Origin of the sequence: Mesorhizobium sp. B2-4-14, assembly GCF_006442155.1 — a bacterium.
Lineage (GTDB): Bacteria > Pseudomonadota > Alphaproteobacteria > Rhizobiales > Rhizobiaceae > Mesorhizobium.
In genome coordinates this window covers 64,723-85,615 of record NZ_VFVA01000026.1, presented here as the reverse complement: position 1 = coordinate 85,615, position 20,893 = coordinate 64,723, and the positions used below count along the sequence as shown (strand labels likewise).

Below are 20,893 nucleotides of genomic sequence, written 5' to 3'. Positions count from 1 at the left end.
ACTCCAGACGCTTCAGCGCATCGACGATGAGTGGCGCAACCTGTGAGTGGCCGACGATCCCAACGATACCGCACATGCAGACAGTCCCCGATTGCCCGTGGAAAACCAGCGCTATTTAGGGATGGCCGGCCTGCCGCGAAAATCACATTGCATTTCGCCCCGTGTAACGGAACGCTTCTGCACGCATGCACCATGACAGACCGCTCTTGCAAGCTGGTTACCGCTATTGTTCAGGTTTTCGCGATGTTCCTGCGGCCAGCATCGTTTTGCGCGATATTGCTGGCGACCGGCCATGCTCCGTATAGAATTCGTCCGCAAGGAGGATGCACGATGGAACGCTATTACCCGGTGGCAGCGGTCACCCTGATTTGCGGCCTCATGATATTCGGTATGGCCCTGACGGTCGCCCGCACCCATTCCACGACCGGAATACTCGCCCCGGCCATGACGGGCGACCCGCGGCTCGAACGGGCGATCCGGGCGCACTGCAACACGATCGAATGGCTGCCGATCTTCCTCCCGGCCATGTGGCTGTTCGCCATCTACTGGAGCCCTGCCTGGGCCGCCGGCCTCGGGCTCGTCTGGCTTATCGGACGCATCGCCTATTTCGTCGGATACCTTTCCGCGCCGTTGAAACGGTATCCTGGATTCTTCATCCAGTCACTGACGGCCTTCGTGCTGCTTCTCGGCGCGCTTGGGCGAATTATCTATTTATGGCTTGCGTAAAGAATTGCCTATTCCGCAGCCTTCTTCTTCGCGGCCGCTACCGAAGCAAAGCGTTCGCGCAATTCCTTGCCCTTGCCGGGGATCGTCTTCTGGCGAGCCCGTCCGAAGGCAAGCGCATCGTCCGGCACATTTTCGGTGATGACGCTGCCCGAGGCGATATAGCCGCCCTTGCCGATCGTAACGGGCGCCACCAGCGACGAGTTCGAGCCGATGAAGGTGCCCTCGCCGATGTCTGTGAAGAATTTCGAATAACCATCATAGTTGCAGGTGATGGTGCCGGCGCCGATGTTGGCCGCCGCGCCCACCCGCGCATCACCGATATAGGTCAAATGGTTGACCTTGGCGCCTTCCTCGATGATGGCCTGCTTGACCTCGCAGAAATTGCCGACCTTTGCCTTTTGCCTGAGATCGGCACCCGGCCGCAGCCGTGCGAACGGCCCAACATCGCAATTGGCAGCAATAGTGGCACCTTCGATGTGGCTGAAGGCGTGGATCTTGGCGCCACCGGCGATTTTCACCCCCGGGCCGAACCAGACATTGGGTTCGACGATCGTGTCGGCGCCGATCTCGGTGTCGTACGAGAAATATACCGTTTCAGGCGCGACCAAGGTCACGCCCGACAGCATGGCTTGCTCCCGCCGGCGCTGCTGCCAGATACCTTCGGCCTGCGCCAGTTCGGCACGGTTGTTGATGCCGAGCGCATTCTCGAAGCTGGCTTCGGTGGCGACCACATCGAGACCTTGCGCGCCGGCGATCTCGACGATGTCGGTGAGGTAATATTCGCCCTTGGCATTTTGATTGCCGACCGCATCGAGCAGTTTCAGCGCATGCTTGCCTGCAATCGCCATCATGCCGGCATTGCAGAAGGTGATCTTCTTCTCCGCCTCGGAGCAGTCCTTTTCCTCGCGGATGGCGATCAGCTTGCCGCCTTTTTCGACCAGCCTGCCATAGCCGTTTGGAACGGGCGGACGGAAGCCGATCACCACGACGGCCGCGCCTTCGGCGAGTTTCAGCCGCGCCAGCGTCAGCGCCTCCGCATCGATAAGCGGCGTGTCGCCGAACATGACCAGAATGTCGTCATGACCCCTCGATATCGCTTCACGTGCGGCAAGAACGGCATGCGCCGTACCCAGGCGCTCCTCCTGCACGAAGGTCTCCGCCTTCGGTGAGAATTTCGCCACCACCTTGCGCATCTCTTCCGCGCGATGCCCGATTACGATCGCTTCGCTGCTGGCGCCGGCGGCTTCGGCCGCCTTCACCACGTGAGCCACCATCGGCAGCCCTGCGATCGGATGCAGCACCTTCGGCAGCGCGCTCTTCATGCGCGTCCCTTCGCCGGCGGCGAGAATGACGGACAGGCAGGATCTCTGGCTCATGGACGGACAACCATATGAAATGCGTTGGGAATCAAGACAGGATAGCAGCGGCGCCATGCTGCACCAATGCGGTTAAATTCAGGTGAGATGGTGGAGCAACTGACTTTTAATCAGTGGGTCCATCGGCGGTGGGCTATCCAAGCCGCCCCAGCACCGGGAAATTCTCCAGCAGCCAGTACGATACCGCCTGCACCCCGCCGGTGAGGAAGAACACCCCGGCGACGACGAGCAGCGCGCCGATTGCTTTCTCGACACGGCCGAGATGGACACGGAATTTGCCGAGGAAGCGCATGAAAGCCCCAGAAAATAGCGCCGCGATCAGGAACGGTATGCCGAGCCCCAGCGAATAGGCGGCGAGCAGCAGCGCGCCTTCGCCCACCGTTTCGCGGCCGCCGGCCAGCGTCAGGATCGGCCCCAATACCGGACCGATGCACGGCGTCCAGCCGAAGGCGAAGGCCAGACCCATTACATAGGCGGCGACGGCACTGGCCGGCTTGCCCTGCGACTGGAAGCGCGCCTCGCGCGACAGGAGCGGGATGCGCAGGATGCCCAGGAAATTCAGGCCCATCAGGATAATCAGCACACCGGCGCCCATCGCAAGCGGCTCCTGCCAGACGCGCAGCAGCCGGCCGATGGTCGAGGCGCCCGCGCCGAGCGCCACGAACACGGTCGAGAAACCGAGCACGAAGGCGATCGAGGAGTAGAGCAGCGCGCCGCGCGCGCCTTCCCTTGCCGTCACACCGGCATTGCCGCGGAAATCCTCGACCGAAACGCCGGCCATGTAGCAGAGATAGGGCGGCACCAACGGCAGCACGCAAGGCGACAGGAACGAGATGGCGCCCGCCCCGACCGCGCTGACATAGCCGATGTCCAATGCCATTCCAAAAGCTCCGACTGTTCTGGCGACGATATAGCGGCACGCGGGTTTGTTCGCCAATCACCATCCTGTGGCCAGCCACCATGCTGTGGCCAACCACCATGCTGTGGCCAACCACCATGCTGTGGCAAGTCATCGCGGGCGGGGGAAGAAAGCAGCCGCGAGGGCGTTGACATAACGAGGCCGCGATTTTCCGCGAGTCTCCAGATATCAGCCAGGGAGATTTCCATGAAAACGATGACCGCAGGGCTGGCCGCGCTGCTGCTCAGCACCGTAGCATCCTTCGCCGCCGAGGCGTGGAAGGAAGCGGAGGCCGGTGGCACCAAGATATACACCAACGCGATGGGCATGACGCTCTACACCTATGACAAGGACGGGAAAGGCAAGAGCAACTGCTACGACAAATGCGCCGCCAACTGGCCGCCGCTGAAGGCCGAAGCCGGAGCCAAGGCCAGCGACGGATGGACTGTTATCGACCGCACCGACGGCACCAAGATGTGGGCCTATGACGGCAAGCCGGTCTACACCTTCGTCAAGGACAAGAAGGCCGGTGACATGAGCGGTGACGGTGTCGCCGACGTCTGGCACGTCGTCAAGGCCGACTGAGCCTCAACACCCGTTCCCGCGTGTCGGCGGGACAGAGGTTGGTCGCCGCCCCCTCCATGCAGCGGCGGCCAGCTTCCTTTCGTGCACCGGCACATGTGGTAGAGGGGCGGCACGCCAGGCGATTTTTCTCGACTCGTCGGAAGAGCATCCGGTCATTTTCGCCGGCTTGCGGCCATCACCTCCCCTGACCGAAATTCTGTTATTTTCTCCATACACTCTATGAGTGTATTCGCTGCGGACAGTCCGGCAATTTAGACGCCTCCCCTTGACCGGATGCAAAAGCGCGGCCATGTGAGCGACAAACAGAAACGAGATTTCGTCGCGCGCAGCGGAATTCTTCTGGCGCATCACAGCAGATAAGAGACCTCATGGACGTCGTCGTCGTCGAATCGCCGGCCAAGGCGAAGACAATCAACAAATATCTCGGCAGGAACTACAAAGTCCTCGCCTCGTTCGGCCATGTCCGCGATTTGCCGGCCAAGGACGGCTCGGTGCGTCCGGATGAAGATTTCGCCATGTCCTGGGCGGTCGATACCGCATCTGGCAAGCGGCTCGCCGACATCGCCAAGGCGGTCAAGGATGCTGATGGACTGATCCTCGCCACCGACCCGGATCGCGAAGGTGAGGCCATTTCCTGGCATGTGCTGGAAGTGCTGAAGCAGAAGCGAGCGCTGAAGGACAAGCCGGTCAGCCGCGTCGTCTTCAACGCCATCACCAAATCGTCGGTGCTGGAGGCGATGGCCAATCCACGCCAGATCGATGCGCCGCTGGTCGACGCCTATCTCGCCCGCCGGGCGCTGGACTATCTCGTCGGCTTCACGCTGTCGCCGGTGCTGTGGCGCAAATTGCCGGGTGCCCGTTCGGCTGGCCGCGTCCAATCGGTGGCATTGCGCCTGGTCTGCGACCGCGAATCCGAGATCGAGCGATTCATCCGCGAGGAATACTGGCAGATCGCGGCCATCCTCGGCACGCCGCGCAACGAGACTTTCGAAGCGCGGCTGACCGCCTTCGAACGCAAGAAACTCCAAAAACTCGACATTTCCAACAAAGCGCAGGCCGACGACATCAAGGCGATGCTCGAAGGTGCTGCCTTCAAGGCGCTGTCCGTCGAAGCCAAGCCGACCAAGCGCAACCCCGGCCCGCCGTTCACAACTTCGACGCTGCAGCAGGCCGCCTCGTCGGGCCTCGGTTTCTCGGCCACCCGCACAATGCAGGTGGCGCAGCGGCTTTATGAGGGCATGGACATCGGTGGCGAGACCGCCGGCCTGATCACCTATATGCGAACCGACGGCGTGCAGATGGCGCCTGAGGCGATTTCCGCCGCGCGTGACGCGATCGCCAAGGAGTTCGGCCCAAAGTACCTGCCGGAAAAGCCGCGTTTTTACACGGCCAAGGCCAAAAACGCCCAGGAAGCGCACGAGGCGATCCGACCGACCGATTTCATGCGCACCCCCGCATCGGTCAGGCAGTATCTCGATGCCGACCAGGCGCGGCTCTATGAACTGATCTGGAAGCGCGCCATCGCCAGCCAGATGCAGCCGGCCGAAATAGAGCGCACGACTGTCGAGATCGAAGCCGTAAACGGCGCCCGCACCGCCGAGCTTCGCGCCGTGGGTTCGGTCGTCCGCTTCGACGGCTTCATCGCCGCCTACACCGACCAGAAGGACGACGACGCCGAAGACGAGGAAAACCGCCGCTTGCCCGAAATCCGTGCCGGCGAGCAGCTCACCCGTCAGGCGATCAACGCCACCCAGCACACGACAGAGCCACCGCCGCGCTACTCCGAGGCCTCGCTGATCAAGAAGCTGGAGGAACTCGGCATCGGCCGGCCGTCGACCTATACCGCGATTCTGAAGACGCTCGAGGACCGCGACTATGTCGCCATCGACAAGCGCCGGCTGGTGCCGCAGGCCAAGGGCCGCCTGCTCTCGGCGTTCCTCGAAAGCTTCTTCGAGCGCTACGTCGAGTACGACTTCACCGCATCACTGGAGGAAAAGCTCGACGAGATTTCGGACGGCAAGCTCGCCTGGAAAGACGTGCTGCGCGATTTCTGGAAGGATTTTTCCGGTGCCGTCGCCGACATCAAGGAACTGCGCGTCACCGACGTGCTGGATGCGCTGAACGAGGAACTGGCACCGCTGGTGTTCCCCGCACGGGAAGACGGTTCGAACCCGCGCATCTGCCCGAAATGCGGCACCGGCAATCTGTCGCTGAAGCTCGGCAAATTCGGCGCCTTCGTCGGCTGCTCCAACTATCCCGAATGCTCCTTCACCCGCCAGCTCGGCGACGCCGCCAACCCGAATGGCGAGAATGGCGGCGGCGAGGACGGCACCAGGCTGCTCGGCAAGGACCCCTACACTGCGGAGGAAATCACGCTGCGCTCTGGCCGCTTCGGCCCCTATATCCAGCGCGGCGAGGGCAAGGACGCCAAGCGTTCCAGCCTGCCCAAGGGCTGGACGCCGGACTCCATCGATCATGAGAAGGCGCTGGCATTGTTGTCGCTGCCACGCGACGTGGGGAAGCATCCCGAGAGCGGCAAGATGATCTCGGCCGGGCTCGGCCGTTACGGTCCCTTCGTGCTGCATGATGGCACTTACGCCAATCTCGATAGCATCGAGGATGTGTTCTCGATCGGCCTCAACCGGGCCGTCACCGTGATTGCCGAGAAGCAGTCGAAGGCCAAGGGCGGCCGCAACGGTGGTACTCCGGCAGCGCTGAAGGAGCTCGGTGACCATCCGGACGGAGGCGGCAAGATCGTCGTGCGAGACGGCAAGTACGGACCTTACGTGAATTTTGGCAAGGTCAATGCCACACTGCCCAAGGGCAAGGATCCGCAATTGGTGACCATGGAAGATGCGCTGGCGCTGATTGCCGAAAAGGAAGCCAAGGGCGGCGGCGGCAGGAAACCGGCCCGCAAGACAGCGGCGGCAGCGGCCAAGGCCCCGGCGGCCAAGAAAACAGCGGCCAAGAAGCCGGCCGCGAAGAAAAAAGGGTAGGACGGCGTGGCGCGCAGGATCACCGGAAGAAGCCACGGCGACCCGCGCACCGCCGACACCAGGGCCAAGGTCAAGGACGATTACCGGCCTTCGCGCGACGAAATCCTGCGTTACATCGCCGAAAACCCAGACCGGGCGGGAAAACGCGACATCGCCAAGGCGTTCGCGCTGCGCGGTGACGACCGCATCTGGCTGAAGGACCTGCTGCGCGACCTTCAGGATGAGGGTATCCTCAGCAAGGAGCGCAAGCGGCTGGCCCGCGTCGGCGCCCTGTCCCATGTCGCCGTGCTCGACATATTTGGCCGTGATGGCGACGGCGTCTTGCTGGCCCACCCGGCCGAGTCCGTCGGCCCGGGCGAGCCGCCCGTGGTCTCGATTCGGGTGTCGCGCGGCGGCAGCGGGCCGGCGCCGGGCATCGGTGACCGCGTGCTGGCCAAGACGTTCCCGACCGATGATCCGTCGGGTCCCGCCTATACCGGCCGGGTGATGAAGATCTTCGAGAAGCGCAACGATGCCGTTCTCGGTGTCTTCCGGGTGCTTCAGGACGGCACCTTTCGCATCGAGCCGGTGGAACGGCGCCAGCCGGAGCTGGTCGTCGACAAGGAATTCCAGAACGGGGCCAGGAACGGCGACCTGGTCGAGGTCGAACCCGCCCGAGCCTCTCGCTATGGGCTGCCGAGGGCCAAGGTACTCAACGTGCTGGGCTCGCTGACCAGTGAAAAGGCGGTCTCGATGATCGCCATCCACGCCCACGACATTCCGCACATTTTCCCGGCCGACGTCATTGCTGAAGCCGAAACCGTCAAACCGGCGACGATGGCCAACCGCGAGGACTGGCGCGACCTGCCGCTCGTCACCATCGATCCGGCCGACGCCAAGGACCATGACGACGCGGTATTCGCCACACCTGATAGTGATGAGAAGAACCCTGGCGGCGTGGTCATTACGGTCGCCATCGCCGACGTCGCCGCCTATATCCGGTACGGCACGGCGCTCGACCGCGAGGCGCTGAAGCGCGGCAATTCGGTTTATTTTCCGGACCGCGTCGTGCCGATGCTGCCCGAGCGCATCTCCAACGACCTCTGCTCGCTGCGCGAGGGGCAGGACCGGCCGGCGCTGGCGGTGCGCATGACCTTCTCCGCCGATGGTCACAAGATCAGGCACTCGTTCCACCGCATCATGATGAAATCGGCGGCGAAGCTCGCCTACCCGCAGGCGCAGGCGGCAATCGACGGTGTGCCGGACGACAAGGCCGGCCCGATCCTCGACACGGTGCTGAAGCCGCTGTGGGATGCCTACGCGATCCTCAAGCGCGGGCGCGAAGGCCGCCAGCCGCTCGAACTCGACCTGCCGGAACGCAAGATCCTGCTGAAAGACGATGGCACGGTCGACCGCGTCATCGTGCCGGAACGGCTCGATGCCCATAAGCTGATCGAAGAATTTATGATCCAGGCCAATGTCGCCGCCGCCGAAACGCTGGAGGCGAAGAAACAGGCGCTGGTCTATCGCATCCATGACGCTCCCTCACTCGCCAAGCAGGAATCATTGCGCGAGTTCCTGCAGACGCTTGGCCTGTCGCTGGCGCGCGGCGCGCAGATGCGGCCCAGCCAATTCAACGGCATTCTGGAACGCGTACGCGGCGCCGACAATGAAGGCCTGGTCAACGAGGTGGTGCTGCGCTCGCAGAGCCAGGCCGAATATTCGCCGAAGAACATCGGCCATTTCGGCCTCAATTTGAGGCGCTACGCGCATTTCACCTCGCCAATCCGCCGCTACGCCGATCTGATCGTGCATCGCGGACTTATCACCGCACTCGGCCTCGGTCCGGGAGGGTTGACCCAGGACGAAGCGGCCCGTCTCGAAGATGTTGCGGTGCTGATCTCCGGCACGGAACGCCGCGCGATGGCTGCCGAGCGTGACACGGTCGACCGCCTGATCGCCGCTTATCTCGCCGAGCGCATCGACGACCGGTTCGACGCCCGCATCTCCGGCGTCACCAAATCAGGACTATTTGTCCAATTGCCGCAGTATGGCGCCGATGGTTTCATCCCCGTGTCAACTCTGGGCGGCGATTACTATATATTCGACGAAACGGCCCGCTCCCTGTTTGGAGAACGCTCCGGCAAAGGCTACCAACTCGCGGATCGCGTCGAGGTTCGGCTCGTCCAGGTGGCTCCGATGGCCGGCGCGATGCGTTTCGAAATGTTGACCGACCCGAAGCCCCTGCCAGGCTCGAAACGGTCATTTCACAAGGCTAAAGGCCGCGCCCGTGCGTCGCAATCGCGACCGGGTTCACGCGGCAGGAGACGATGATGGAACAACAGGTTTTCGGCGGCGAACATCACTCGGGCCGCGTGGCCCGCCCGTTGTGGACGGCGATGAAGCGCGGTCTGCTGGGCCGCTGCCCGAACTGCGGCGAAGGCAAGCTGTTTCGCGGCTTCACCAAGACCGTGGAGACCTGCAGCGTGTGCGGCGAGGAGATCCACCACCATCGCGCCGATGACCTGCCGGCCTATCTGGTCATCGTCATCGTCGGCCACATCGTTCTCGGCGCCTTCATGGGCGTCGAAGCGACCTCGACCTTGTCTACCTGGCAGCACATCGCGATTTGGGTGCCCTTGACCATCTTGCTGTCGGTTGCACTGCTGCAGCCTGTCAAAGGTGCCGTCATCGGACTGCAATGGGCGTTCTATATGCATGGATTTGGTGGCGAAAAGGATGTGATCGAGCCGCATCCGGGAGCCTGAGGTACTGGCTGGCGCAACATGCCGATCATCAAGGCCACTTTCGCATGCAAGAAGTTTCCGCTAGGTCCTGCGCATGGATGGTATGACCAAGGCGGAAGTCGACAGGATCGAGCGGAGCATGATCGCTCATAGCGATCGGCCGATACGCCCGCGCGATGCGGCGACCCTGATCCTGCTCGACCGCAAGGGCGATGAAGTTCTGGTGCTGATGGGCCGCCGGCATGCCGGCCACGCCTTCATGCCTGGAAAATTCGTCTTCCCCGGAGGCCGCACCGACCCTGCCGACAGTCGCATCGCTGTCGCCGCGGCATTACACCCGGAACAGGAAACAAAGCTTACCGCCGGCCCAGGTCGCACCAGCGCCGCACGAGCCCGCGCCATCGCCCTGTCGGCGATCCGTGAGACCTACGAGGAAGCCGGGCTTCTGATCGGCCGCAAAGGTGCCTTTGCCACCGCCAGGCGCGATTGGCAGGGTTTTGCCGAACACGGCGTGCAGCCCTCCCTGGACATGCTGCGCTTCATCGCCCGGGCCATCACTCCGCCCAACCGGGTGCGCCGCTTCGATACACGCTTCTTCAGCGCCTGGCGCGCCGACGTCGCCGTCGAAGTGCCCGGTGGCGGCCCGACGAACGAACTCGAGGAACTGGTCTGGCTACCGCTTGCCAAGGCTCGCGAAGCCGACATACCCGACATCACCCGAACGATCCTGGACGAGTTGGAAAAGCGTCTGGCCCATGATCCGCAGCTGCATCCGGACAGCCCCGTCCCTTTCTACCGGCTGATCCGCAATCGCTTCACCCGCGAAATTCTGTAAAACATCGAGTACTCAGATATCCCATGACGGTCGATACCCAACCAAAGGGCGACGAACGCGTACACTGGCTGCCGATGATCGCGGCGATCTCGTCGATCAGCGTCGTCGGCATCGCCATCGGCCTGGGCATGCCCCTGCTCAGCGTCATCCTGGAAACACGCGGCCATTCGGCCTCCATGATCGGCCTCAACACGGCTGTCGCCGGCCTGGCCTCGATCGCCGGAGCGCCATTGGCCACACCGCTCGCCATGCGCTTCGGTGTCGCCTGGACCATGATTGGCATGATTGCCGCTGGCGCGCTCGCCTTCATCGGCTTTCATTTCGCACCCGATTTCTGGATGTGGTTCCCGCTGCGCGTCGTGCTGCACATCGCACTGACCGTGCTGTTCATCCTGTCGGAATTCTGGATCAGCACGTCGGCGCCTCCCTACCGGCGCGGCCTTGTCCTTGGCATTTACGCCACTGTCCTGTCGCTCGGTTTTGCAGCCGGTCCGTGGCTGTTCGCCCATCTCGGCAGCTCCGGCTTCAAGCCATTCGGCGTCATCATCGCCTTGGTGACGCTGGCCGCGATACCGGTGCTGGCAGCGCGCAACGAAAGCCCCACCATTGTCGCCGACGGCGAAACCAGCAACTTCCTGCGCTACATCTGGCTGGTTCCGACCGCGACCTTCGCCGTGCTGGTGTTTGGCGCGGTGGAGACCGGCGGCTTCGCTCTGTTTCCAGTCTACGGCAACCGCATCGGCTACTCCGAGGCCGACGCGGCACTTCTCCTGACCATGATCGGTCTCGGCAACGTTCTGTTGCAGATACCGATCGGCATGATCAGCGACAGGGTGAGCGATCGCCGCTATCTGCTGCTCGCCTGTGCCATTGTAGGGTTGGCCGGCACGGTGTTCATGCCCTTCTTCGCCGCGAACTGGCACTTCATGGCAGCGCTGCTTTTCGTCTGGGGCGGTGTCGTCGCGGCCATGTACACGATCGGCCTCGCCCATCTCGGTTCGCAGCTTTCCGGCCACGAACTGGCGTCGGCCAATGCCGCTTTCGTGCTGTGCTACGGCGTCGGCATGGTGCTTGGCCCGCAGGCGATCGGGATCGGCATGGACAGTTTCGGACCTTCCGGCTTCGGCTGGTCGCTCGGCCTGTTCTTCGCCGCCTACATCGTCCTGGTCTGCTTCAGGCTTGTGCGCAAGATTCTCCTGTAGCGCGACAAAAGCCCTTTGTCGCCGCCCTGCGGCGGCAGGCTGCTGACAGAACCATGTCAGCAGCCAGGCGCTAAAAGAAGCGTTCCCAAACATCGGAAGTTGAGGACACTCCCATGATCGACAGCGGCTTTGAAACCACATCCCTGCGAATGACGCTTCTGCTGCTTGTGACCTTCCAGGCCCCAGCCGCGGATGTCGACCGTATCATGGACGCGGTGGTCGCGATCGCCCCGCTGGCCATGGGCAAATATGACCGCAACGCCTATCAGTCGGCGCACGGCATCGAGCGCTACAGGCCGTTGGAAGGCGCGGCGGCCGGCGCCGAAGCCGAATTCCGCCGCCGCCCAGGCACGGTCGAGGTTTCATTCGAACTGCCTGATGACCAGGCGTTGGCCAGCCGCGTCGTCGAGGCGATTTTCCAGGCGCATTCCTATCAGGAGCCGGTGATCCGCCTGCAGCCGATCCTTGCCAGCCGCTCCAAGGGGCTGGACGACCGCGCCAATCCGAATCGCTGGTGGAACACCACCGGGGATTGGAAGAAGGTTGCCACGCCCGAGGCGGTAACCGTGTAATTTGTGCATACCGGGCAGCTCGAACCGGCCACATCGGGGTCGGCCGGGCTTGACTTTCCGGGTACGTTCTTTATGTGTCGCGCCAAGTTTCCCGCGTCCGGGTGTTTTCCCCGTGCTCCAGCGGCCAAAACTCCACGAACAAACGGACTGATACCATGGCCAAAGCCGCAAACATCAAGATCAAGCTTCTGTCGACCGCCGACACCGGTTTCTTCTACGTGACCAGCAAGAACAGCCGTACCAAGACCGACAAGCTGTCGTTCCGCAAGTACGACCCGGTCGCCAAGAAGCACGTCGAATTCAAGGAAACCAAGATCAAGTAATCTGGGTTTCTGTGGAATGCAAAACGCCGCCCATTGGGCGGCGTTTTTTGTTTGGTCGGCGGACTGAGTCCCCTACCCGATGCGGTGGCCGCTTTTCGGGTCGAACAGATGCAGCGACGCCGGATCGGCCGCGAGCCGCACAGTATCGCCGGGCTTTACCCCGGCACGGCCCATGGCGAAGACGCAAAGCTGCTGGCCGGCCAGTTTGACGTAGAACTGCGTCGACAGACCGAGCGGCTCCACCACCCCCACCTCGCCTTGCAGAGCACCGTCACCGGCCAGCCGGATATGCTCGGGCCGCAGGCCGACGGTGATTGTATCACCCTCCTTGAGCGGTAAGCCGTCCAGCAGTTTCAGCGACTGGCCATCGGCCAGTTTCGCTTCCAATACATCGCGCTTGCGAATCGTCGCCGGCAGGAAATTCATGCCGGGCGAGCCGATGAAGCCGGCAACGAACATGTTGGCTGGACGGTCATAGAGATCGAGCGGCGCGCCGACCTGCTGGATCAGCCCGTCATGCATGACGACGATGCGGTCGGCCATGGTCATCGCCTCGATCTGGTCGTGCGTGACGTAGACCGAGGTGGTTTTCAGCTGCTGATGCAGCGCCTTGATCTCGGCGCGCATGTGAACGCGCAGCTTGGCATCGAGGTTCGACAGCGGCTCGTCGAACAGAAAAACCTTGGGATCGCGCACGATGGCGCGGCCCATGGCGACGCGCTGGCGCTGGCCGCCCGACAACTGCCTGGGCAGGCGTTGCAGGAAACTGTCCAGGCCGAGCCGCTTGGCCGCGCCATCGACACGGGCATCGATCGCCGGCTTCTCGGCTTTCCTCAGCATGAGGCTGAAGCCCATGTTCTTCGACACATCCATATGCGGGTAGAGCGCATAGGACTGGAACACCATGGCGATGTCGCGATCCTTGGGCGCCACGTCGTTGACCAGCCGCTCGCCGATGCGGATCTCGCCGCCCGAGGCTTCCTCAAGCCCGGCTATCATGCGCAAAAGCGTGGACTTTCCGCAGCCCGACGGACCGACCAGGACGACGAATTCGCCATCGGCGATTTCAAGATCGACCGCGTGCAGGACACGAACGGCACCATAGTCCTTGCGGACCTTTTCGAGCGTAACAGAAGCCATCGATCTATCCTTTGACGGCGCCGGCGGTCAGGCCGGTGACGAGATAGCGTTGCAGGAAGGCGAAGAAGATGCAGACCGGGATCAGCGCCAGGATGGACGCCGCCATCATCTGCCCCCAGTCGACGGCGAACTTGCCGATGAACGTAAGCAGGCCAACGGCGAAGGTCTTCTGGTCGTCGCTGGAAATCAGCATCAGCGCGAACAGAAGCTCGCTCCAGGCGGCGGTGAAGACAAAGCCCAGCGTGGCGCCCATGCCGGGCAGCGTCAGCGGCACGATCACGCGGCGCATGGCTTGAGCCCGCGTGCAGCCGTCGATCATTGCGGCCTCCTCCAGATCCTTCGGGATGCCGTCGAAGAAGGACTGCATCAGGAAGGTGGCGAAGGCGGTGTTGAAGGCCGTGTAGATGATGATCAGCCCGGTCAGGCTGTTGATCAGGCCGATCTGGCCCATGACGCGGTAGATCGGTGGAATGACCATCACCAGCGGAAAGGTCTGGGTTAAAAGCAACATGAGAGCCAGTGCCGCCTTGCCGCGAAAGGTGAAGCGCGACATGGCGTAGCCGGCGAGCGTTGCGATTACTGTCACCAATGCCGCCGTCGAGACCGAGACGATGACGCTGTTGAGGAAGTAGCGTGGGAAATCGGTGGCTTCGAGCACGGTTGCAAAATTCTGCAGCGTCGTTTGCGACGGCCAGAAGGTAATGCCTTCGGAATAGAGAAGTCTTTCCGGCGTCACCGAGATCTTCAGCGTCCAGTAGATGGGGAACAGCGCGAAGATCACGTAGGCGGCGATTGCCGCGTAGAGGCCGATGCCGCCGAAGAAGCGTTGCGAGGGTGAGCGTCCTGCGATCATCAGACGTGCCTCACCAGGGAGCGGCGGATGGCGATCAGCGCGATCGCATAGGCGATGAGCAGGACGAGCAGCAGAACGGCGACCGCCGAGGCATAACCCTTGTCCAGCGACTTGAAGGCGCTGACATAGATGTAGACCGGCACCGTATTGGTCGATCCGGCCGGTCCGCCCTCCGTCATGACAAAGATCAGGTCGGCGAATGTGGCGATCCAGATGGTGCGCAGCATCACTGTGATGGCGATGGTCGGCGCCAGGAACGGCAGCGTCACCTTGGTGAAGCGCTGCCACGGCGAAGCGCCGTCGATGGCCGCAGCCTCATGCAGTTCGGATGGAATGGACTTCAGCGCGGCCAGAAGCGTGATGGCGAAGAAGGGAATGCCGAACCAGACATTGGCGACGATCGGCCCCCACATGGCTGTCGAGGGATCGGATAAAACGTTGGTCGGCTCGGCCTTCAGCCCCAACGCGAACAGCCAATGCGGCAGCGGACCGATGATCGGGTTGAACAGCCACGCCCAGGTCAGGCCCGAAAGGAAGGACGGCACGGCCCAAGGGAGAAACACCAGCGCCTGCACCACCTTGCGGCCCCAGAACGGTTTGTCGAGCAGCAGCGCCAGGCCAAGGCCGAGGAAGAACTGAAAGAACAGGCTGGCGACCGTCCACCACAGCGTGTTGACCAAAGCCTGTCCAAGCACCTGGTCCGACAGCATCGCCTGATACTGCCCGAGCCCGACATATTCCGACTTGAAGGCCGAGAACTTGCGGAAGGAATAGCTGATGCCGATGACCAGCGGCACAAGCAGCACCACGACCAGCAGGATGATCGCCGGGCTGAGATAGAGCCAGGGCTCGATCGTCGCGTAGGAGAGCCGCTTCTTTCGCGGCCGGCCGGCGGATCGTATTTCGGACACGGCATAGGTCATTGGCGCTCGCAGTGGAAGATTGGTGCCGACGTGCAACAGCTTCCTTCTCCCCGTTCACGGGGAGAAGATGCCGGCAGGCAGATGGGGGCTGCGCGAACTTTGCAGGCTCTGGCGCTGCCCCTCATCCGTCACTTCGTGACACCTTCTCCCCGTGTCACGGGGAGAAGGAAGAAGGGCGTCACTTCTTGTTCTTCGCCAGCCAGTCCTGCTGTTCCTTGGTCAGGAAGGCTGCCCACTGGTCGGCGACTTCCTTAGCCGTCTTCTGGCCAAGCAAGACTTCCTGGAAGTTCTTGATCGCCACCTGGTCGACGAAATTGCCGAGGTTTTCCAGATGCGTCGGCGGCGTCACCATCTCATATTTGGAGCTGTCGCTCAGTTCCGTGAACCAGCCCTTGAACTGCTCGGTCTTGAAATGAGCGTCCTGGTCGGCGCCATTGTGGATCGGGATGACGCCGACTTCCTTGGCCCATTCCAGATTGTCCTTTGGCGACAGCAGGGTCGCCATCAGCTTCCAGGCATCGTCCTTGTGCTGCGAGTTGGCGAACATCGCCCAGCCGGCGTAGCCGAGCGTCGGATAGGATTTGCCGCTTGGTCCGACCGGCAGCGGCGCCACGGCGAAGTCGTCGGCGCTCATCTTGTCGGCGATGCCGAGCAGCGCGTCCGGATCCTGGTTGAGCATGGCGCAGGTGCCGGAATAGAAGCCGGTGACGGTTTCGTTGAAACCCCAGCTTACCGCATCCTTCGGCGCCAGGCCCTGCTTGTACATGTCGGCCAGCATCTGCAGGCCCTTGACCGACCCTTCTTCGTTGATGGTCGAGGTGCCGTCCTCGTTGAAATAGCCGCCCTTCCCGGCCGCAATGTTCATGAACATGTGCATGCCGTTGAAGGCACCCGGCCCGCCGCGCAGGCAGTAGCCGTACTTGCCCGGGATGGCGGAGATTTTCTTGGAGTCGGCGACGAACTCGTCGAGCGTCGCCGGCGGGCCGTCGAGGCCGGCTTCCTTGAACAGCTTCTTGTTCCAGAACAGCGCGTTCACATAGTAGCCGTAAGGGATCATGAATTGGGTGTTGTTGACGGTCGAGCCGAACTGTTTGGCGCGGTCGCCGAGCGTCTTGGCGTCATCCCACTTGGCCATGTAGGGCCCAAGATCCTCGAGCTGGGCATTGTTGGCATAGAGGCCCATCCAGCGTTCCGGCATCTCGACCACGTCGGGCGTGTCACCGGCCTGCACCATGGTCAGAAACTTTTCGAATGCCTGTCCCCAGGGCAGCGAGATCAGCTCGACCTTGACGCCGGGATTGGCAGCCTCGAATTCGGCGATCTGCTTCTTCAGGAATTCGGTGCGCGGCGGGCTGGTGATGACTTCGACCATCTTGAGGGTCGAATCGGCCAACGCGCCTCCGGCGGAAATCGCCAGCCCCGCAACGGTGGCAAGCATGACGGTCAGTTTTTTCATGTTCAAGACTCCCATTTTGAACCTGCTTGTTATTTTCTCGCTTTTTCGAAGGCCTGGGCGATATCGGCCCAGAGGTCCTCGACACTTTCCAATCCGACATTGAAGCGGATGGTTCGGGGGCTGACGCCGAAGCGCGCCATCGAATTCAGTCCCGGCGTCTGCTCCAGCGACGCCTTGGCCGGCACGACCAGGCTCTCATGACCGCCCCAACTGACGCCGATGCGGAAAAAGTTCAGCGCATCGACGAAGACGGGGATGTCGATATCGTCCGTCACCTCGAACGAGAACAGCCCGGCATAGCCGGCCAGCGTCGTCTTGCCTGGATGGTTCGAATAGGCGGGATGGTTGACCCGCTCGACATTGCCATGCGCCTTCAGCCGCTCGGCGATTGTGAGCCCGCTCTTCATATGATGCGGCAAACGCAGCGGCAGCGTGCGCAATCCGCGCAGCAATAGCCACGCCTCGAACGGCGACAGCTTGCCGCCGAGATAGGAGTAGGTCTGCTCGTTGATATGCTTGATGTGCGCGGCCGAACCCGCCACGACGCCGGCGACCGTATCGCTATGGCCGCCGAGATATTTCGAGGCCGAGTGCAGCACCAGATCGACGCCGTGCGCAATCGGCTTCTGGAACACCGGCGTCGCCCAGGAATTGTCGATCGAGGTGACGATGCCCTGCTCCTTGGCCAGCCGGGTCAGATGCGGCAGGTCTTGGAGCTCGAACATCATCGAGGTCGGGCTTTCCAGATAGAGCAGCTTGGCGCCGGGAAGAGCCGCCGCGACCGCATCCGGATCGGAGCCGTCGACATAGTCGACCTTGATGTTGAGCCTCGGCAGGAGCCGCTCGAACAGGCGGTAGGCATCGCCATAACAATTGCGCACCGCGACGATGCGCTCGCCGGCCCCGACGAAGGCAAGCACGGTGGCGCTGATCGCAGCCATGCCGCTGGAAAAGCCGCGCGCGGCCTCGGCACCCTCGAGCGCGGCCACGCGCGTCTCGAACTCCATCACCGTCGGATTGTCGCCGCGCGAATAGATCGGCTGCTTTCGTTTGCCGGCAAAGGTATCGGCCATTTCGGCGTAATTGGCGAAGGTGAACAGCGACGTCTGGTAGATCGGCGGCACTACCGCGCCGCCCGGAAACGGTTCGTCATGCGCCAGAAGCGTCGCCGCCTCGGTAAGATAATCGTGATCGAAACCGGTCGGATGCTCATTCATGTCTGGCTCGGAAGTTTGAGTTTGGCCGCACCGCGCTTGAGATCGTCCTCGACGGTGGCGATCAGCTTGAGCGCCTCGGCGCGGGCGCCTTGCGGATCGCGCGCGGCGATGCACTCGTAGATGGTGCGGTGGTAGGGAAAGCTGGCATGACCAAAATCGCGCACGCCGAGCGGATGCTCCCAGAAACTGTGGAACAGTTCGTGCATGGCGGCGATGATCTGTTCGAACAGCGGATTGCCCGAAACCCGGTAGATCGCCTGATGGAATTCCCAGTCCTCTTCCGACGACATGCCGTCACGGCTGCGAAACGCCTGCTCCATGATGTCGAGCCTGCGTTCTATCTCGGCGATATCGGCCGGGCTCGCCCGCTCGGCGCAGAGTGCCGCCGCTTCCGCTTCCAGCGCGCGCCGGATTTCCAGCGTCCTCATCAGGCTGGTGAAGTCGTTGCCGCCCGCCAGCGTCAACGGCAAATGCAGCATGTCGGGTGATACGGCCGCCTTGAGATAGGTGCCGCTGCCTTGCCGGCGCTCGACAAGGCCAAGCCCCTCCCACCGCGTCAGCGCCTCGCGCACCGTGTTGCGGCTGACCTTCAGCCGCTCGGCCAGAATACGCTCTGTCGGCAGCCGCTCGCCGGGCTGCAGGGCTTCTGCGCGAACAAACCCCACCAAAGCCTTCAGCACGGCGTCGTCGCGCGCCGTCGTCTGGATAGGTGGCAGGCTGTTCTGGTCCACACATCCTCCAAGTGGTCCAATGGTCCAACCAATTTCTGCACAGAAAAACCCCCCTGTCAATCGCCTGTCAGGAGGCTGTCGAACGTCTGCGAGAGGCACGGTCGGCGAGTGGCAAACAGCCTCATCGGATGAAGCGTCATAGTTCAGGAAGGGTTGGTCAGATTTTCCGCGCATGAAAAAAGCCCCTGATATTTGGGGCTTGGTACAGAGTCTTGAGTCCGTTTGAAACAAAGGGGGCCGGTCGGCGTTTGGCAGCGGTACGAGGAGGCCACTATGTGCCAGCGCCGGCCGGCCGACCCCACGGACCCAGGAGATGCGGCGGACCTGAGCATCATGGGGTATTCGAGAGATCGAGCCGGCTACCTACCCTCGTGCCGGCTTCGTCTTGACCAGCACAGTTGCGCAAGAGCTTATGAAAATCAACACTTTCTTAACCAAGGCTCGCGAATCGCTTGGATTAAGGTAAACGGGTAACCCTGTCGGGAGCGCATGGATAATCGAGCCTGGGCCGTTACGCCGCCTTGGCGACGACGCGGTTGCGGCCGCCACTCTTGGCTTCATAGAGCGCGAGATCGGCGCGCTTCATCAGAGCCGCCACCGTATCCACGCCCTTCAGAACCGACGACACGCCAACACTGACGGTGACCTCGATGGTTTTGCCGTCGGCACCGATGGCGAACGGTTTTTGGGCGATTTCGGCGCGGATGCGTTCGGCCACCTTCTCGGCCACCGCGCCGTCGGTGTCCGGCATGACCACCACGAACTCCTCGCCGCCAAACCGGCAGGCGAGGTCGATGCCGCGGACGTTCTTGCGCAGCCGCCGCGCGAATTCCCGCAGCACCTCGTCGCCGCCATCGTGGCCGTGCGCGTCATTGATCGACTTGAAGCGGTCGAGATCGGTGATCATCACCGACAGCGGCCGGCGCCGCGCCACGGCGCGGTCGAACAGCGTCTGCAGATGGCTGTCGAGATAGCGGCGGTTGTGCAGCCCGGTCAGGCCGTCCGTCACCGCCATCTCGATGGTCTGGGTGACGCTGGCGCGCAATTGGTCGTTGTAGCGCTTGCGGCGCACCTGGGTGCGCAGCCGTGCCGTCAGTTCCTGCTGGTCGATCGGCCGCATCAGATAATCGTTGATGCCGAGTTCGAGGCCGCGGATGATGCGCTCCTCCTCGCCCTCTTCCGCCAGCAGAATGATCGGCACGAAACGGGTTCGGTCGAGCGAGCGCAACTGCGAGCAGAGCCTGAGCGGATCGAAATCGGCGAAGGCCGTCGAGATCATCACGCATTCGTAGGGTGTCTCGGCGGCCTGGAAGAAACCGGCGTGCGGATCGGCGGTGACGTCAAGGTCGGCACGGTCGCGCAGCATCTTCTCGATGCGCTCGACCGACGATTTGCGCTCGTCGATCAAAAGCACTTTTGGCGTCGCGTCCTCGGATGCGAAATTGCGGCTGAGCAACTCTTCGATGCCGATGTTGCGGGTCGTCGAAGCGCGCAGCCTGAGCTCGTCGGTCAGAGACTTCAACCTGACCAGGCTCTTGACCCGCGTCATCAGCTGCAGGTCGTTGACGGGCTTGGTCAGGAAGTCGTCAGCGCCGGCTTCCAGCCCGCGCACGCGGTCGGACACCTGGTCGAGCGCGGTGATCATCACCACCGGTATGTGCGACGTCGCCGGATCGCTTTTCAGCCTTCGGCAGACCTCGAACCCATCCATGTCGGGCATCATGACGTCCAGCAACACCACGTCGACCTTGCCGTTCTCGCAGGTCTCGATCGCATCGGGCCCGTTGGTGGCAGTCAGTACCTCGAAATATTCGGCCAGCAGCCGGACCTCCAGCAGCCTCACATTGGCAGGGATGTCGTCGACGACGAGGATCCGCGCGGTCATTTCACAAGGCTCCGGCTCGGCTGGAAAGGCATGTCAGGCATCGCCCAGATAGGATTTGATGGTTTCGATGAAACGCGGCACGGAGATCGGCTTCGAGATGTAAGCCTCGCAGCCACCCTGGCGGATGCGCTCCTCATCGCCTTTCATCGCGAAGGCAGTCACCGCGATGACCGGGATGACGTGCAGGTCGTCGTCTTCCTTCAGCCATTTGGTCACCTCCAGACCCGACACTTCGGGCAACTGGATGTCCATCAGGATGAGATCCGGCCGATGCTTGCGAGCAAGGTCGAGCGCCTCCAGACCATTGCGAGTACGCACCGTCTCGTAGCCGCTTGCTTCGATGAGGTCCCGAAAGAGCTTCATATTGAGCTCATTGTCCTCGACGATCATGACCTTCTTCGGCATCGACATCCCGTCCCGGTCGCCCTCCGCTCGAAGGCAGCCGTCAT

The 20,893-nt window shown here is 62.6% G+C and carries 19 protein-coding genes; 9 read left to right on the top strand and 10 right to left on the bottom strand.

Annotation, left to right across the window (positions count from 1 at the left end):
* Positions 1–192: 192 nt before the first annotated feature.
* Positions 193–726: an MAPEG family protein gene (locus FJ938_RS21215; RefSeq protein WP_348642289.1), complete on the top strand. Its 534-nt coding sequence runs from the start codon at positions 193–195 to the stop codon at positions 724–726.
* A gap of 8 nt (positions 727–734) precedes the next feature.
* Here FJ938_RS21215 and glmU read toward each other — a convergent pair whose 3' ends face one another.
* Both glmU and FJ938_RS21205 read right to left on the bottom strand, forming a co-directional pair.
* On the bottom strand, positions 735–2,102 hold the full coding sequence (gene glmU, locus FJ938_RS21210) for a bifunctional UDP-N-acetylglucosamine diphosphorylase/glucosamine-1-phosphate N-acetyltransferase GlmU (RefSeq protein WP_140697054.1): 1,368 nt from the start codon (positions 2,100–2,102) through the stop codon (positions 735–737).
* A gap of 133 nt (positions 2,103–2,235) precedes the next feature.
* Complete coding sequence (locus FJ938_RS21205; RefSeq protein WP_140610096.1) at positions 2,236–2,982, bottom strand: cytochrome c biogenesis CcdA family protein; 747 nt, start codon at positions 2,980–2,982, stop codon at positions 2,236–2,238.
* A gap of 225 nt (positions 2,983–3,207) precedes the next feature.
* Between FJ938_RS21205 and FJ938_RS21200 the strand changes: the two genes are divergently transcribed.
* The 8 genes from FJ938_RS21200 to rpmG all read left to right on the top strand — a co-directional run bounded on the left by FJ938_RS21200 (position 3,208) and on the right by rpmG (position 12,239).
* Complete coding sequence (locus FJ938_RS21200; protein ID WP_140610097.1) at positions 3,208–3,585, top strand: hypothetical protein; 378 nt, start codon at positions 3,208–3,210, stop codon at positions 3,583–3,585.
* A gap of 368 nt (positions 3,586–3,953) precedes the next feature.
* Positions 3,954–6,581, top strand: a complete 2,628-nt coding sequence (gene topA / locus FJ938_RS21195) for a type I DNA topoisomerase (RefSeq protein WP_140697051.1) — start codon at positions 3,954–3,956, stop codon at positions 6,579–6,581.
* 6 nt (positions 6,582–6,587) lie between these two features.
* The gene (gene rnr, locus FJ938_RS21190) at positions 6,588–8,894 is read left to right on the top strand and encodes a ribonuclease R (RefSeq protein WP_140697048.1); all 2,307 of its coding nucleotides are present in this window, start codon (positions 6,588–6,590) and stop codon (positions 8,892–8,894) included.
* Positions 8,894–9,328 (top strand): DUF983 domain-containing protein, encoded by a 435-nt coding sequence (locus FJ938_RS21185; protein WP_181168935.1) that lies wholly within the window; start codon positions 8,894–8,896, stop codon positions 9,326–9,328. The genes rnr and FJ938_RS21185 overlap by 1 nt, the downstream gene beginning before the upstream one ends.
* 73 nt (positions 9,329–9,401) lie before the next feature.
* Positions 9,402–10,142, top strand: a complete 741-nt coding sequence (locus FJ938_RS21180; RefSeq protein WP_140697042.1) for an NUDIX domain-containing protein — start codon at positions 9,402–9,404, stop codon at positions 10,140–10,142.
* Positions 10,143–10,165: 23 nt separating this feature from the next.
* Entirely contained in the window at positions 10,166–11,344 is a 1,179-nt protein-coding gene (locus tag FJ938_RS21175) for an MFS transporter (protein ID WP_140610102.1), read from the top strand.
* Positions 11,345–11,457: 113 nt separating this feature from the next.
* Positions 11,458–11,916 carry a hypothetical protein gene (locus FJ938_RS21170; protein ID WP_140697039.1) on the top strand — a complete coding sequence of 153 codons (459 nt, stop codon included), beginning with the start codon at positions 11,458–11,460 and terminating at the stop codon, positions 11,914–11,916.
* A 155-nt stretch (positions 11,917–12,071) separates the two neighbouring features.
* Entirely contained in the window at positions 12,072–12,239 is a 168-nt protein-coding gene (rpmG, locus tag FJ938_RS21165) for a 50S ribosomal protein L33 (RefSeq protein ID WP_006201775.1), read from the top strand.
* Positions 12,240–12,311: 72 nt separating this feature from the next.
* Here rpmG and ugpC read toward each other — a convergent pair whose 3' ends face one another.
* From ugpC to FJ938_RS21120, 8 genes are all read right to left on the bottom strand, one after another.
* Positions 12,312–13,379: a sn-glycerol-3-phosphate ABC transporter ATP-binding protein UgpC gene (gene ugpC, locus FJ938_RS21160; protein ID WP_140697036.1), complete on the bottom strand. Its 1,068-nt coding sequence runs from the start codon at positions 13,377–13,379 to the stop codon at positions 12,312–12,314.
* Between the two features lie 4 nt (positions 13,380–13,383).
* On the bottom strand, positions 13,384–14,232 hold the full coding sequence (locus tag FJ938_RS21155) for a carbohydrate ABC transporter permease (protein ID WP_140697033.1): 849 nt from the start codon (positions 14,230–14,232) through the stop codon (positions 13,384–13,386).
* Positions 14,232–15,155: a sugar ABC transporter permease gene (locus FJ938_RS21150; protein ID WP_140697030.1), complete on the bottom strand. Its 924-nt coding sequence runs from the start codon at positions 15,153–15,155 to the stop codon at positions 14,232–14,234. The genes FJ938_RS21155 and FJ938_RS21150 overlap by 1 nt, the downstream gene beginning before the upstream one ends.
* A gap of 178 nt (positions 15,156–15,333) precedes the next feature.
* Entirely contained in the window at positions 15,334–16,611 is a 1,278-nt protein-coding gene (locus FJ938_RS21145) for a sugar ABC transporter substrate-binding protein (RefSeq protein ID WP_140697028.1), read from the bottom strand.
* A 29-nt stretch (positions 16,612–16,640) separates the two neighbouring features.
* Positions 16,641–17,828, bottom strand: a complete 1,188-nt coding sequence (locus FJ938_RS21140; RefSeq protein ID WP_140697025.1) for a PLP-dependent transferase — start codon at positions 17,826–17,828, stop codon at positions 16,641–16,643.
* Entirely contained in the window at positions 17,825–18,559 is a 735-nt protein-coding gene (locus FJ938_RS21135; RefSeq protein WP_140697022.1) for a FadR/GntR family transcriptional regulator, read from the bottom strand. The genes FJ938_RS21140 and FJ938_RS21135 overlap by 4 nt, the downstream gene beginning before the upstream one ends.
* 511 nt (positions 18,560–19,070) lie before the next feature.
* A complete protein-coding gene (locus FJ938_RS21125) occupies positions 19,071–20,444 on the bottom strand; it encodes a PleD family two-component system response regulator (protein WP_140610110.1) in 1,374 nt (457 codons plus the stop codon).
* A gap of 33 nt (positions 20,445–20,477) precedes the next feature.
* The gene (locus FJ938_RS21120; RefSeq protein WP_280113136.1) at positions 20,478–20,855 is read right to left on the bottom strand and encodes a response regulator; all 378 of its coding nucleotides are present in this window, start codon (positions 20,853–20,855) and stop codon (positions 20,478–20,480) included.
* Between the last annotated feature and the right edge of the window lie 38 nt (positions 20,856–20,893).

Excerpts from the sequence above, each read along its gene's own strand:
- glmU (WP_140697054.1), bottom strand. The coding sequence starts at position 2,102 with ATGAGCCAGAGATCCTGCCTGTCCGTCATTCTCGCCGCCGGCGAAGGG.
- FJ938_RS21170 (WP_140697039.1), top strand. The coding sequence starts at position 11,458 with ATGATCGACAGCGGCTTTGAAACCACATCCCTGCGAATGACGCTTCTG.
- FJ938_RS21185 (WP_181168935.1), top strand. The coding sequence starts at position 8,894 with ATGGAACAACAGGTTTTCGGCGGCGAACATCACTCGGGCCGCGTGGCC.
- FJ938_RS21180 (WP_140697042.1), top strand. The coding sequence starts at position 9,402 with ATGGATGGTATGACCAAGGCGGAAGTCGACAGGATCGAGCGGAGCATG.
- topA (WP_140697051.1), top strand. The coding sequence starts at position 3,954 with ATGGACGTCGTCGTCGTCGAATCGCCGGCCAAGGCGAAGACAATCAAC.
- FJ938_RS21120 (WP_280113136.1), bottom strand. The coding sequence starts at position 20,855 with ATGTCGATGCCGAAGAAGGTCATGATCGTCGAGGACAATGAGCTCAAT.
- rpmG (WP_006201775.1), top strand. The coding sequence starts at position 12,072 with ATGGCCAAAGCCGCAAACATCAAGATCAAGCTTCTGTCGACCGCCGAC.
- FJ938_RS21215 (WP_348642289.1), top strand. The coding sequence starts at position 193 with ATGACAGACCGCTCTTGCAAGCTGGTTACCGCTATTGTTCAGGTTTTC.
- FJ938_RS21145 (WP_140697028.1), bottom strand. The coding sequence starts at position 16,611 with ATGAAAAAACTGACCGTCATGCTTGCCACCGTTGCGGGGCTGGCGATT.
- FJ938_RS21150 (WP_140697030.1), bottom strand. The coding sequence starts at position 15,155 with ATGACCTATGCCGTGTCCGAAATACGATCCGCCGGCCGGCCGCGAAAG.
- FJ938_RS21155 (WP_140697033.1), bottom strand. The coding sequence starts at position 14,232 with ATGATCGCAGGACGCTCACCCTCGCAACGCTTCTTCGGCGGCATCGGC.
- ugpC (WP_140697036.1), bottom strand. The coding sequence starts at position 13,379 with ATGGCTTCTGTTACGCTCGAAAAGGTCCGCAAGGACTATGGTGCCGTT.
- FJ938_RS21125 (WP_140610110.1), bottom strand. The coding sequence starts at position 20,444 with ATGACCGCGCGGATCCTCGTCGTCGACGACATCCCTGCCAATGTGAGG.
- FJ938_RS21175 (WP_140610102.1), top strand. The coding sequence starts at position 10,166 with ATGACGGTCGATACCCAACCAAAGGGCGACGAACGCGTACACTGGCTG.
- FJ938_RS21200 (WP_140610097.1), top strand. The coding sequence starts at position 3,208 with ATGAAAACGATGACCGCAGGGCTGGCCGCGCTGCTGCTCAGCACCGTA.
- FJ938_RS21140 (WP_140697025.1), bottom strand. The coding sequence starts at position 17,828 with ATGAATGAGCATCCGACCGGTTTCGATCACGATTATCTTACCGAGGCG.
- FJ938_RS21205 (WP_140610096.1), bottom strand. The coding sequence starts at position 2,982 with ATGGCATTGGACATCGGCTATGTCAGCGCGGTCGGGGCGGGCGCCATC.